This window comes from Streptomyces sp. NBC_01723, from assembly GCF_036246005.1.
Taxonomy (GTDB): domain Bacteria; phylum Actinomycetota; class Actinomycetes; order Streptomycetales; family Streptomycetaceae; genus Streptomyces.
In genome coordinates this window covers 8,299,605-8,312,092 of record NZ_CP109171.1, presented here as the reverse complement: position 1 = coordinate 8,312,092, position 12,488 = coordinate 8,299,605, and the positions used below count along the sequence as shown (strand labels likewise).

8 protein-coding genes are annotated in these 12,488 nt (G+C 72.4%); 4 read left to right on the top strand and 4 right to left on the bottom strand.

The window, feature by feature from the left end; genetic code table 11:
- Positions 1–155: 155 nt before the first annotated feature.
- Positions 156–1,280 carry a M23 family metallopeptidase gene (locus OIE75_RS38635; RefSeq protein ID WP_329473705.1) on the top strand — a complete coding sequence of 375 codons (1,125 nt, stop codon included), beginning with the start codon at positions 156–158 and terminating at the stop codon, positions 1,278–1,280.
- A gap of 114 nt (positions 1,281–1,394) precedes the next feature.
- Complete coding sequence (locus tag OIE75_RS38630) at positions 1,395–2,927, top strand: CYTH and CHAD domain-containing protein (RefSeq protein ID WP_329473704.1); 1,533 nt, start codon at positions 1,395–1,397, stop codon at positions 2,925–2,927.
- A 55-nt stretch (positions 2,928–2,982) separates the two neighbouring features.
- On the opposite strand, the gene ppk2 is transcribed toward OIE75_RS38630, so the two are convergent.
- From ppk2 to OIE75_RS38615, 3 genes are all read right to left on the bottom strand, one after another.
- The gene (gene ppk2, locus OIE75_RS38625; RefSeq protein WP_329473703.1) at positions 2,983–3,984 is read right to left on the bottom strand and encodes a polyphosphate kinase 2; all 1,002 of its coding nucleotides are present in this window, start codon (positions 3,982–3,984) and stop codon (positions 2,983–2,985) included.
- Positions 3,981–4,346, bottom strand: coding sequence for a hypothetical protein (locus tag OIE75_RS38620; protein WP_307018287.1), 366 nt, complete (start codon positions 4,344–4,346; stop codon positions 3,981–3,983). The genes ppk2 and OIE75_RS38620 overlap by 4 nt, the downstream gene beginning before the upstream one ends.
- Before the next feature lie 127 nt (positions 4,347–4,473).
- Complete coding sequence (locus OIE75_RS38615) at positions 4,474–5,547, bottom strand: aldo/keto reductase (RefSeq protein WP_307016985.1); 1,074 nt, start codon at positions 5,545–5,547, stop codon at positions 4,474–4,476.
- 119 nt (positions 5,548–5,666) lie between these two features.
- Between OIE75_RS38615 and OIE75_RS38610 the strand changes: the two genes are divergently transcribed.
- Positions 5,667–6,287, top strand: a complete 621-nt coding sequence (locus tag OIE75_RS38610; RefSeq protein WP_329473702.1) for a TetR/AcrR family transcriptional regulator — start codon at positions 5,667–5,669, stop codon at positions 6,285–6,287.
- Positions 6,288–6,452: 165 nt separating this feature from the next.
- Positions 6,453–8,996, top strand: a complete 2,544-nt coding sequence (locus tag OIE75_RS38605; protein WP_329473701.1) for a discoidin domain-containing protein — start codon at positions 6,453–6,455, stop codon at positions 8,994–8,996.
- Between the two features lie 67 nt (positions 8,997–9,063).
- Here OIE75_RS38605 and OIE75_RS38600 read toward each other — a convergent pair whose 3' ends face one another.
- Positions 9,064–12,438 (bottom strand): pyruvate carboxylase, encoded by a 3,375-nt coding sequence (locus tag OIE75_RS38600; RefSeq protein WP_307016982.1) that lies wholly within the window; start codon positions 12,436–12,438, stop codon positions 9,064–9,066.
- Positions 12,439–12,488 lie beyond the last annotated feature (50 nt).

Sequence of the window (12,488 nt, the reverse complement as noted above, 5' to 3'; positions counted from 1 at the left end):
TAATCCGCGCCCGGCCAGACCCGGCGCCCCCGCGGTCGCCGCACTTGGCCGGCTCTGCCCGTTCGGGCAGCCCCTTCTGCCTCGGCGTCTCCTGACTCCCCGGCACCGCCGCGTTACCTTCCTCCGGTGAGCATCACGTCCCGGCGAGCGGCCAGGTGAACGACGAGCGGCTGACCGTGGCGGAGGCGACCGGCCACACGGACGAGGCAGCGCCGGAGCAGGCGGAGCAGCCCCCGAAGCGGAAGCGGAAGCGCCGGGCCCCCGGCCTCTTCACCCTGCTGCTGTTGCCGGCCCTGGTGACCGTCATCGGTGTGGCCTCCTTCCTCGCGCTGACGGGCGGACTGCCGAACCCCTGGCCCGACGACCCGGACTCGAAACGGTCCTCGGGAGTCGATGTCGACCCCTCCTACATCCCGTGGCTGCGCAAGGCGGCCTCGGCCTGCACCGTCCTCGACCCGTCCGTGCTCGCCGCCCAGATCGACCAGCTCTCCGGCTGGAGCGACGACACGGACGAACTGTCGGGGCAGAAGGGCATCGCCGCCTTCACCGACTCCGAGTGGCGGACCTGGGGCAAGGACGACGACGGCAACGGCAAGGCCTCGCCGCGCGAACCGGCGGACGCCATCATGGCGCTGGGCCGGCGGGACTGCTCCCTGGCCGAGGAGGTGACCGAGCTGCGCACCGAGGGCCGGGTCAACGGCGACCTCGTGGACCTGACGCTGGCCGCGTATGCGACCGGAACGGACGCCGTGACGAAGGCGGGACGCGTCCCGGCGGAGGCGGAGACCTATCTCGCCGAGGTCCACAAGCTCCTCCCCCGCTACGAGGCGCTCGACCGGGAGGACCCCGCCGGTGCGGGCGGGGCGGCCGGCGCCCTGCTGACCGCCCCGGTCAGCCCGCTCACCATCACCTCGCCCTACGGATCTCGCGAGCATCCGCTGACCGGCGTGACCAAGCTGCACACCGGCGTGGACTTCGCGGCGCCCCAGGGTGCGCAGGTCGTCGCCGCGCGTGGAGGGCGCGTGGTGTTCGCGGCGCCGACCAGCGCGTACGGCAACCGTGTCGTGGTGGACCACGGGACCATCCAGGGCAAACGGCTGGAGACGACGTACAGCCACCTGTCCGCCCTGGAGACCGCCGTCGGGCAGTCGGTGGAGGCCGGGACACCGATCGGCCGGGTCGGCTCCACCGGCCTGTCCACCGGCCCGCACCTCCACTTCGAGGTCGTCCTCGACGGCTACTACAACGACCCGCGGCCCTGGCTCGTCAGCGGCGGCTAGCCGCCGCCGGACAGGGAACTCCTTACAAGGGGGGCGGGTATGCCCTCTCCGCCCGGCGCGGTGTCACTCCCGCCGCGCGCGTTTGATCCGCCGGATACCGTCCAGGGACACAACATGACCCAGTCGAAGCACGAGACAGAACGAAAGTACGAGCCCGCCACCCGCGGCCCCGGCGGGCTGCCCGACCTCACCGGTGTCGGTCCGATCGCCTCGGTCACCGAGGCCGCGTCCGAGAAGCTGGACGCGGTGTACCACGACACCGAGGATCTGCGTCTCGTCGCGACCTCAGCCACGCTGCGCCGCCGGACGGGCGGTGCGGACGCCGGCTGGCATCTGAAACTGCCGCTGACCGGGGACACCCGGGAGGAGGTACGGGCCCCGCTGTCCGACGAGGTACCCCAGGCACTGCGCGAGCTGGCCCTGTCCCGCACCCGGGGCGCCCACCTGCGCCCGGTCGTCCGGATCCGCTCCACCCGGGCCGTGCGACACCTGCGCGACGCGGAGGGCAGGGTGCTCGCCGAGCTGAGCCTCGACGACGTGCGCGCCGACTCGCTGCTGCCGGGCGGCGGCCGTGCCGAGTGGAGCGAGCTGGAGGTCGAACTCGCGGACGGGACCGACGCCGGTCTGCTGGACCGCGTGGAGAAGAAGCTCCGCAAGAAGGGCGTCGTCCGGTCCGACAGCCCCTCCAAGCTGTCCCGCGCCCTGCGGGACACCGGATCGGGAACGGGGCGGGAGGTGCCGCACCCGGCCGCGGTGGCCGCCGCCTCCCCCGGCTCGTATGTGCTCGGGTATCTGCGCGAGCAGGTGGGCAAGCTGGTCGCCCTGGACCCGGCGGTCCGGCGCGACCTGCCCGACGCCGTGCACCAGATGCGCGTCACGTGCCGCCGTCTGCGCAGCTGCCTGCGCTCGTACCGGTCGGTGCTCGACCGGCGGACCACCGATCCGGTGCGCGCGGAACTCAAGTGGCTGGCGGGTGAGCTGGGAGTGGCGCGGGACCAGGAGGTACTGCGCGAACGCATCGGCACCGCGCTGGACGAGCTGCCCGACGACCTGGTGCTCGGCCCCGTCGCCGCCCGGCTGCGGGTGTGGGACGTGTCCCGCGGCGGCGACGCCCTGACCCGGACGCGCGAGGCCCTGGATTCGCCCCGCTACCTGCTGCTCCTCGACGCGCTGGAGGGGCTGCTGCGGGAGCCGCCGCTGCGGGCCAAGGCGTCGGGGAAGCCGGCCCGGACGATGGCGGCGGCGGTGCTGAAGGAGTACGGCCGCCTCGCCGGGCGGATGGAGCACGCCTTCGCGCAGGAGTCCGGCCCCGCGCGGGCGACGGCTCTGCACGAGGCCCGCAAGGAGGCCAAGAAGGTCCGCTACGCGGCCGAGGTCGCGCGTCCCGCGCTCGGCAAGCCCGTCGCCCGGCTCGGCAAGCGGGTCAAGAAGGTGCAGAAGGTGCTCGGCGAGCACCAGGACGCGGTCGTCGCCCAGGAAGCCCTGCGGGCGCTGGGCGTGGCGGCGCACGCCGCCGGCGAGTCCGCTTTCACCTGGGGGCTGCTGCACGGCAGGGAGCGGGCGGGCGCGGAGGCGCGGCGGCGGGAGCTGCCGGAGGTGTGGGGGACGGCCTCGGACCCGGCGCTGCGCGCTCCGCTGGAGCACTGAGCGCCGTCCGGCCCCTCGGAAGCAGTGCTTCGGAGGGGCCGCCGTCCGGCCCGTCTCAGTCCGTCGATTCCGGGTGGAGCCCTGGGCCGTCGCCGTGCTCCGCCAGGGGTGTCGGCGAGAGGTCGGCCGGTTCCTCGTCGGCCTCCAGCAGGGTGTCGGCGGGGCCCACGATCAGCGGGTCGGGCCGGCCCACGGCCCGGTGGTCCTTGGCGGGGTAGTCGCAGCGGTCCAGCAGGCTGCGCATCGCCTCCAGCCGGCCGCGGCGCTTGTCGTTGTTCTTGACCACCGTCCAGGGCGCGTGTTCGGTGTCGGTGGCCCGGAACATGTCGACCTTCGCGGCGGTGTAGTCGTCCCAGCGGTCCAGCGAGGCGAGGTCCGTCGGCGACAGCTTCCAGCGGCGTACCGGGTCGACCCGGCGGATCGCGAAACGGGTCCGCTGTTCGGCCTGGGAGACGGAGAACCAGAACTTCACCAGCAGGATGCCGTCATCGGTGAGCATGCGCTCGAACAGCGGCGCCTGCTGAAGGAATGCGCGGTACTCGTCCTCCGTGCAGAATCCCATCACGCGTTCGACGCCCGCCCGGTTGTACCAGGAGCGGTCGAAGAAGACGATCTCGCCGCGGGCGGGGAGGTGGGCGACGTAGCGCTGGAAATACCACTGCCCGGCCTCCCTCTCGGTCGGTTTGTCCAGTGCGACCACGCGTGCGCCGCGGGGGTTGAGACGTTCGGTGAAGCGCTGGATGGTGCCGCCCTTGCCGGCCGCGTCACGGCCTTCGCACAGCACCACGATCCGCTGTCCGGACTCCTTGACCCAGCGCTGCATCTTGAGCAGCTCGATCTGCAGGACCCGCTTCTCCCGCTCGTAGTCGGTCCTGCGCACCTTGCGGTCGTAGGGGTGGTTCTCCCGCCAGGTGTCGATGGGGGTCCGGTCGGCGTTGAGGAGGACCGGCTTCTCCGGTCTGCGCTCGTCGATCCGCAGGCCGTCGAGGAGGTCCGCCTCGGTGGGCTCTTCGCCGCGCCGCGTCCCGTCCTCGCGCCCCGCCCCGTCCCCGCTCACGCGGCGCGCTCCCGCCGGGGAAGCGCGCGCACGGCTGCGGCCGGTGTGCGGGCGGCGCGCACGCGGTACGTCGTCCGCGCCGGGTCGGCGACGGGATCGCCGAGGGTGATCCGCCCGGCGGCGTGCAGCGCGTCGCACTCGGCGGTGGGCAGCGCGACGTAGCAGCCGCCTCTGCCGGTGACGGAGTCCAGCGGACGCCAGTAGCTGTACCGGCGGCGCCCGCCCTCGCGCACGGTGACGAAGACGGGGGTGCGCGCGTCGGTGACTATCCGCAGGACCTCGGCCTCACCCTGGCCGAGCGGGGTGTGGCGTGCGGTCGCACGGGAGGCGGTGGTCCGTGGTCGGACGGCGTGAAGCGGCATCGGCATTGGCCCTTCCAGGTCAGTGACTCGAGACCGCCTACCCGGTCCGGCCGGTGTTGATCTCGGTTACCCGCATTCTGCGGCACCACACTGACAATGACGTGGTCGGCCCGCCGGAACTCCCAGGTCAGCCGAGAGCGGAGGCGCTCACGTGGCCGCCCGCTCGGCTCAGGGGGTGCGGATTGACCCGGGCGAAGCCCTCCTGGCGCTCGTAGGGGAAGTACGGGTAGGGGGCGGCCTTGGCGCTCGCGGTGTCGAGCCGGGCCACCTGGTCCTCGGTCAGGGACCATCCCACGGCGCCGAGGTTCTGCCTGAGCTGGTCCTCGTTGCGGGCGCCGATGAGGACCGAGGAGACGGTCGGGCGCCGCAGCAGCCAGTTGATGGCGATCTGCGGGACGGTCCGGCCGGTCTCCTCCGCGATGGCGTCGAGGCAGTCCGTGACGCGGAAGAGGAGGTCGTCCGCCACGGGCGGCCCGTAGTCGGCGGTGGCGTGCAGCCGGCTGCCGGGCGGCAGGGGCCGGCCGCGACCGATCCGGCCGGTGAGCCGCCCCCATCCGAGAGGGCTCCAGACGACGGCTCCGACTCCCTGGTCGACGGCCAGCGGCATCAGCTCCCACTCGTAGTCCCGTCCGACGAGGGAGTAGTAGACCTGGTGCGCGGCGTAGCGCTGGTACCCGTGGGCGTCCGCGTCGGCCAGCGACTTCATCAGCTGCCAGCCGCTGAAGTTCGAGACGCCGGTGTAGCGGAGCTTCCCGGCGCGTACGAGGTCGTCGAGGGTGGCCAGCACCTCGTGCACCGGGGTGCCCGCGTCGTAGGCGTGCAGTTGGAAGAGGTCGATGTAGTCCGTGCCGAGCCGGCGCAGGGCCTGGTCGACGGCTTTGATCAGACGCGTCCGCGAGGTGCCGGCGTCCCCCGGGCCGTCCCCCGTCGGCAGACCGGCCTTGGTGGAGATCAGCACCTGGTCGCGGCGCCCCTTGACGGCGGCGCCGAGCACTTCCTCCGAGGCGCCCGCGGAGTAGACGTCGGCGGTGTCGAACATGGTCACGCCCGCTTCCAGGCAGATGTCGACCAGCCGGCGTGCCTCGGCCGCGTCCGTGTCGCCCCAGGCGCCGAACAGCTCGCCGCGCCCGCCGAAGGTGCCCGCGCCGAAGCTCAGTGCCGGGACCATGAGCCCGGACGTTCCCAGTCTCCTGTGTTCCACAACCGCATCCCCTCGTCCGGCCGTCGCGCACGACGGCGGCTTTTAACGGGACTCTTGTTCCGTTAATGTGGGACACACGCTAACACCAGTCACCTCATTAATGGAACAGGAGTCCCGTTATGGCGCCCGAGAGCACAGGCCACGGCACCGTTCGGCCCGGCGGCCGCACCGCCCGGGTGCGGTCCGCCGTACTCCGGGCGGCCGGCGACGCACTGGCGGATCACGGACTGGCCGGCCTCGACCTGGCCGACGTGGCGCGCCGCGCGGAGGTCGGCAGGACGACGGTCTACCGCCGCTGGGGAACCCCGGCCCACCTGGTCGCCGACCTGCTCGCGGACATGGCCGAGCAGTCACTGCCCCGCACCGAGTCGGGCTCACTCCTCGGCGACCTGCGGGCGAACGCCCGGCTGGTGCAGCGCACGCTGGCCGATCCCCGCCAAGGCGCCCTGTTCAAGGCCGTCCTGGCGGCCGCCACCTGCGACCCGCAGACGGCGGCCGCCCTGCAGCGGTTCTACGAGGTCCGCGTCGCGGAGTGGGAGCCCTGCGCCCGGCAGGCGGTGGAACGCGGCGAACTCCCGGAGGCCACCGACACCCGCGAGGTGATCCGGGCCGTCTCCGCCCCCCTCTACTACCGCCTGCTGACCACCGACGACCCGCTCGACGAGGCGGCGGCCGACCGCGCCGCGGAGGCCGCCGCGACGGCGGCACGGGCCGGGGTCTTCACCCGGCCGACGACCTGACGGTCGGCCCGAACGGAGCCGCCCCGGCCGAAGAGTTGCCCGAACTCTTGCCCGGACTCTTGCCCGATCGAGGTCTCACTACTTAAATCACACCTTGAACTAAGCCGCCGCGTACTGCGGTTGGCGCTGGGCCACTCCTTGTCCGCACCCGCAGAAAGCCCACAGATGAGACTCAGATCCTTGGGTGTCGCGCTCGTCGCCACGGCGGCGCTCGTCACCCTTCCCGCGCCCGTCACGGCCACCGCGGCCGACACGCCCCTCTCCCAGGGCCGCACGGCCACGTCGTCGTCGGCCGAGAACGCCGGAACGCCCTCCGGCAACGCCGTCGACGGGAACGCGAACACCCGTTGGTCGTCGGCCGCGAGCGACGACCAGTGGCTCCAGGTCGACCTGGGCGCCACCGCCTCCGTCACCCGGGTCGTCCTCGACTGGGAGGCGGCCTACGGCAAGGACTACAGGATCCAGCTCTCCCCGGACGGGAGCACCTGGACCGACGCGAAGACGGTGACCGGCGGCGACGGCGGCACCGACACCCTGGACGTCTCGGGCCAGGGACGGTACGTCCGCATGCAGGGCGTTCACCGGGCCACCGACTGGGGTTACTCCCTGTGGGAGTTCCAGGTCTTCGGCACCACCGGCCCCGCCGCCCCCGGCTCCTGCGACAGCGCCGACGCCGCCCGCGGCAAGCCCGCCTCCGCCTCCTCCGTCGAGAACGCCGGGACACCCGCCGCCGCGGCCTTCGACGGCGACGCCGGCACCCGCTGGTCCAGCCAGGCCTCGGATCCGCAGTGGCTGCGGGTCGACCTGGGCGCGGTGCGCGACCTGTGCAAGGTGGACCTGCACTGGGAGGCCGCCCACGCCAAGGAGTTCCGGATCGAGGCCTCCTCGGACGGACAGAGCTGGCACACGCTGAAGAGCGTCACCGGCGCCACCGGGGGCAAGGCCTCCTACGACGTCAGCGGCTCGGGCCGGTACGTCCGCGTGTACGGCACCGCGCGTGCCACGGGCTACGGCTACTCGCTCTGGGAGTTCGCCGTGCACACCGGCACGACCGGCGCTCCACCGATCGAGGGCGGCGGCGACCTGGGCCCGAACGTCATCGTGGTCGACCCCTCGACCCCGAACCTCCAGCAGCGCTTCGACCAGGTCTTCGCCCAGCAGGAGTCGTCCCAGTTCGGCAGCGGGCGCTACCAGTTCCTGCTGAAGCCGGGCACCTACAACGGGATCAACGCCCAACTCGGCTTCTACACCTCGGTCTCCGGCCTGGGCCTCAACCCGGACGACGTCCAGCTCAACGGCGACATCACCGTGGACGCCGGCTGGTTCAACGGCAACGCCACCCAGAACTTCTGGCGTTCGGCCGAGAACCTCGCCATCCGGCCCGTCAACGGCACCAACCGCTGGGCTGTGGCCCAGGCGGCGCCCTTCCGCCGCATCCACGTCCAGGGCGGCCTCAACCTCGCCCCCAACGGCTACGGCTGGGCCTCCGGCGGCTACATCGCCGACTCGAAGGTCGACGGCACGGTGGGCCCCTATTCGCAGCAGCAGTGGTACACCCGCGACAGCTCGGTGGGCGGCTGGACCAACGGCGTCTGGAACATGACCTTCACGGGCGTCCAGGGCGCGCCCGCGAGCAACTTCGAGACCGGCCCGTACACCACGCTCGACACGACGCCGATCTCCCGCGAGAAGCCGTTCCTCCACCTGGACGGCGACGAGTACAAGGTGCGGGTGCCGGCCAAGCGCACCAACGCCCGCGGCGTCTCCTGGCCCGCCAACGCGGGCGGCACCTCGCTGCCGCTCAGCCAGTTCTACGTGGTCAAGCCGGGCGCGACGGCCACGACCATCAACGCCGCGCTCGACCAGGGCCTCAACCTGCTCTTCACGCCCGGCGTCTACCACATCGACAAGACCATCGAGGTCGACCGCGCCAACACCGTCGTGCTCGGCCTCGGCCTGGCCACGATCATCCCGGACGGCGGCGTCGACGCCATGCACGTGGCCGACGTGGACGGGGTGCGGCTCGCGGGCTTCCTGATCGACGCGGGCCCGCAGAACTCCGACACGCTGCTGCGGATCGGGGCGCCCGGTGCGAACGCCGATCACGCGGCCAACCCCACCACCATGCAGGACGTGTTCATCCGCATCGGCGGCGCGGGACCGGGCCGGGCCACCGACTCCGTCGTGGTCAACAGCGACGACGTCCTGATCGACCACACCTGGATCTGGCGGGCGGACCACGGTGAAGGCGTCGGCTGGGAGACCAACCGCGCCGACTACGGTCTGCGCGTCAACGGCGACGACGTCCTCGCGACCGGCCTGTTCGTCGAGCACTTCAACAAGTACGACGTGTACTGGAGCGGCGAGCGCGGCCGGACCATCTTCTTCCAGAACGAGAAGGCGTACGACGCCCCGAACGAGGCCGCCATCACCCACGACGGCATCGTCGGCTACGCGGCCTACAAGGTCGCCGACTCGGTGAACGAGCACGAGGCCGTGGCCCTGGGCAGCTACTGCAACTACACGTCCGATCCGGGCATCGTCCAGCACCACGGGTTCCAGGTGCCGGTCAAACCGGGCGTCAGGATGCGGAACCTCCAAGTGGTCTCACTCGGTGGCATGGGCCAGTACCGGCACGTCATCAACGACACCGGCGCGCCCACGTCGGGGACGAGCACCGTGCCGTCCAAGGTCACCCAGTTCCCGTGACCGGAGGGTAGGACGCGGCGGCCCGCGCGTCCGGGGGTGGGCCCCGGACGCACGGGCCGCCGGCGGGTCAGGCGAGTTGCACGAGCAGGTCGCCGCCCTCGACCTGCTGGATGCGGTTGATGGCGAGACGGCTCACCGTGCCGGCCTTCTGGGCGGTGATCGTGGCCTCCATCTTCATCGCCTCGATGGTGGCCACCGTGGCACCGGCCGTCACCTCGTCGCCCTCGGCGACGGCCAGGGTCACCACACCCGCGAAGGGCGCCGCCACGTGGCCGGGGTCGGTCCGGTCCGCCTTCTCGGTGACCGGGACGTCGGAGGCCGCCGAGCGGTCGCGGACCTGGATGGGCCGGATCTGCCCGTTGAGCGAGGACATCACGGTGCGCATGCCGCGTTCGTCGGCGTCGCCGACCGCCTGGAGTTCGATGAGCAGCCGGACGCCGGGGTCCAGGTCGACCGTGTACTCCTTGCCCGGGCGCAGCCCGTAGAAGAAGTCCTTGCTGTCCAGGACGCTGGTGTCGCCGAACGACGCCCGGTGGGTGTCGAACTCGCGCGCAGGCCCGGGGAACAGCAGCCGGTTGAGGGTCGCCCGGCGCTCCTTGGCCAGCCCCGTGCGGTCGTCGGCGCTCAGCTCGGGCACCGGCTTGGCCTCGGCCCGGCCCCGCAGCGCCTTGCTGCGGAACGGCTCGGGCCAGCCGCCGGGCGGGGTGCCCAGCTCGCCGCGCAGGAAGCCGACGACCGAGTCGGGGATGTCGAAGCGGTCCGGCTCCGCCTCGAAGTCCGCCGGGGAGACGCCGGCGCCCACCAGGTGCAGGGCCAGGTCGCCGACCACCTTGGAGGAGGGCGTGACCTTCACCAGGCGGCCCAGCATCCGGTCGGCGGCCTCGTACATCGCCTCGATGTCCTCGAAGCGGTCGCCGAGACCGAGCGCGATGGCCTGGGTGCGCAGGTTGGAGAGCTGCCCGCCGGGGATCTCGTGGTCGTAGACGCGGCCGGTCGGCGAGGCGAGGCCCGCCTCGAAGGGGGCATAGACCTTGCGGACGCTCTCCCAGTACGGCTCCAGGTCGCCGACGGCCCTGAGGTCGAGGCCGGTGGGCCGATCCGTGTGGTCGGTGGCGGCCACGATCGCCGACAGGGACGGCTGCGAGGTGGTACCGGCCATGGATGCCACCGCTCCGTCCACGGCGTCCGCGCCGGCCTGAATGGCGGCCAGGTAGGTGGCGAGCTGGCCGCCGGTGGTGTCGTGGGTGTGCAGGTGCACCGGCAGGTCGAACTCGCGGCGCAGCGCCGACACCAGGGTCGCCGCGGCCGGGGCGCGCAGCAGGCCGGCCATGTCCTTGATCGCGAGGACGTGCGCGCCGGCGTCCACGATCTGCTCGGCGAGGCGCAGGTAGTAGTCGAGGGTGTAGAGCCGCTCGGCGGGGTCGGACAGGTCGGCGGTGTAGCAGAGGGCCACTTCCGCGACGGACGTCCCCGTCTGCCGTACGGCCTCGATGGCGGGGCGCATCTGCTCGACGTCGTTGAGGGCGTCGAAGATGCGGAAGATGTCGATGCCGGTGGCGGCGGCCTCCTGCACGAAGGCGTCGGTCACCTCGGTCGGATACGGGGTGTAGCCCACCGTGTTGCGGCCGCGCAGCAGCATCTGGAGGCAGATGTTGGGCACGGCCTCGCGCAGGGCGGCCAGCCGCTCCCACGGGTCCTCGGCGAGGAAGCGCAGCGCCACGTCGTAGGTGGCACCGCCCCAGCACTCCAGGGACAGCAGTTCGGGCAGGGTGTGGGCGACCACCGGGGCGACGGCGAGCATGTCCTTGGTGCGCACCCGGGTGGCGAGCAGCGACTGGTGCGCGTCGCGGAAGGTGGTGTCCGTGACGCCGATGGTGGACGACTCGCGCAGCCGGCGGGCGAAGCCCTCGGGGCCCAGCTCGGCCAGCAGTTGCCGGGACCCGGCCGGGGGCTCCCCCGCGGGTACCGCGCGCAGCTTGGTCATCGGGTCGACCAGCTCGGGGCGCTCGCCGTGCGGCTTGTTCACGGTGACGTCGGCGAGGTAGGTCAGCAGCTTCGTGCCGCGGTCGGCGGAGTGCCGGGCGGTGAGCAGGTGCGGGCGCTGCTCGATGAACGAGGTGGTGACCCGGCCCGCCTGGAAGTCCGGGTCGTCCAGGACCGCCTGGAGGAACGGGATGTTGGTGGCGACACCGCGGATGCGGAACTCGGCCACGGCGCGCCGGGCGCGGTTCACGGCGGTGGTGAAGTCCCGGCCGCGGCAGGAGAGTTTGACCAGCATCGAGTCGAAGTGGGCGCTGATCTCCGTACCGGCGTGGGTGGTGCCGCCGTCGAGACGGATGCCCGAGCCGCCGGGCGAGCGGTAGGCGCTGATCTGCCCGGTGTCGGGGCGGAAGCCGTTGGCCGGGTCCTCGGTGGTGATGCGGCACTGGAGGGCGGCGCCGCGCAGGGTGATGTTCTCCTGCGCGAGCCCGAGGTCCGCCAGCGTCTCACCGGCGGCGATGCGCAGCTGGGACTGGACGAGGTCGACGTCGGTGACCTCCTCGGTCACCGTGTGCTCGACCTGGATGCGGGGGTTCATCTCGATGAAGACGTGGTTGCCGTCGCGGTCGACGAGGAACTCCACGGTGCCGGCGTTGCGGTAGCCGATCTGCCGGGCGAAGTTCACCGCGTCCGCGCAGATCCGCTCGCGCAGGGCGGGGTCGAGGTTGGGCGCGGGCGCCAGCTCGATCACCTTCTGGTGGCGGCGCTGCACCGAGCAGTCCCGCTCGAAGAGGTGGATGACGTCGCCCTGCCCGTCGGCGAGGATCTGCACCTCGATGTGGCGGGGCTCCACGACCGCCTTCTCCAGGAAGACCGTGGAGTCGCCGAAGGCGGAGGCGGCCTCCCGGGAGGCCGCCTCGATGGCCTCGCGCAGCTGCTCGGGGTCCTCGACCCGGCGCATGCCGCGCCCGCCACCGCCGGCGACCGCCTTGACGAACACCGGGAAACCGATGTCGTCGGCGGCGCGGACGAGTTCGTCCACGTCGGTGGAGGGCGCGGAGGAGCCGAGGACCGGTACGCCGGCCTCGCGTGCGGCGGCCACGGCACGGGCCTTGTTGCCGGTCAGTTCCAGGATCCTGGTGCTGGGTCCGACGAAGGTGATGCCGGCCTCTTCGCAGGCACGTGCCAGCTCGGGGTTCTCCGACAGGAATCCGTAGCCCGGGTACACGGCGTCGGCCCCGGCGCGGAGCGCGGCGCGGACGATCTCCTGCACGGAGAGATACGCGCGCACCGGGTGCCCCGGCTCCCCGATCTCATAGGCCTCGTCGGCCTTCAGCCGGTGCAGCGAGTTGCGGTCCTCGTGCGGGAAGACGGCGACGGTGCGCGCGCCGAGCTCGTAGCCCGCCCGAAACGCGCGGATCGCGATCTCACCGCGGTTGGCGACCAGCACCTTGCGGAACATTCTTGATCCCTTCAGCCTGCCGGGTGACGACACCATCGTGTCGGCGCCAC

Excerpts from the sequence above, each read along its gene's own strand:
- OIE75_RS38630 (WP_329473704.1), top strand. The coding sequence starts at position 1,395 with ATGACCCAGTCGAAGCACGAGACAGAACGAAAGTACGAGCCCGCCACC.
- OIE75_RS38620 (WP_307018287.1), bottom strand. The coding sequence starts at position 4,346 with ATGCCGCTTCACGCCGTCCGACCACGGACCACCGCCTCCCGTGCGACC.
- OIE75_RS38610 (WP_329473702.1), top strand. The coding sequence starts at position 5,667 with ATGGCGCCCGAGAGCACAGGCCACGGCACCGTTCGGCCCGGCGGCCGC.
- OIE75_RS38605 (WP_329473701.1), top strand. The coding sequence starts at position 6,453 with ATGAGACTCAGATCCTTGGGTGTCGCGCTCGTCGCCACGGCGGCGCTC.
- OIE75_RS38600 (WP_307016982.1), bottom strand. The coding sequence starts at position 12,438 with ATGTTCCGCAAGGTGCTGGTCGCCAACCGCGGTGAGATCGCGATCCGC.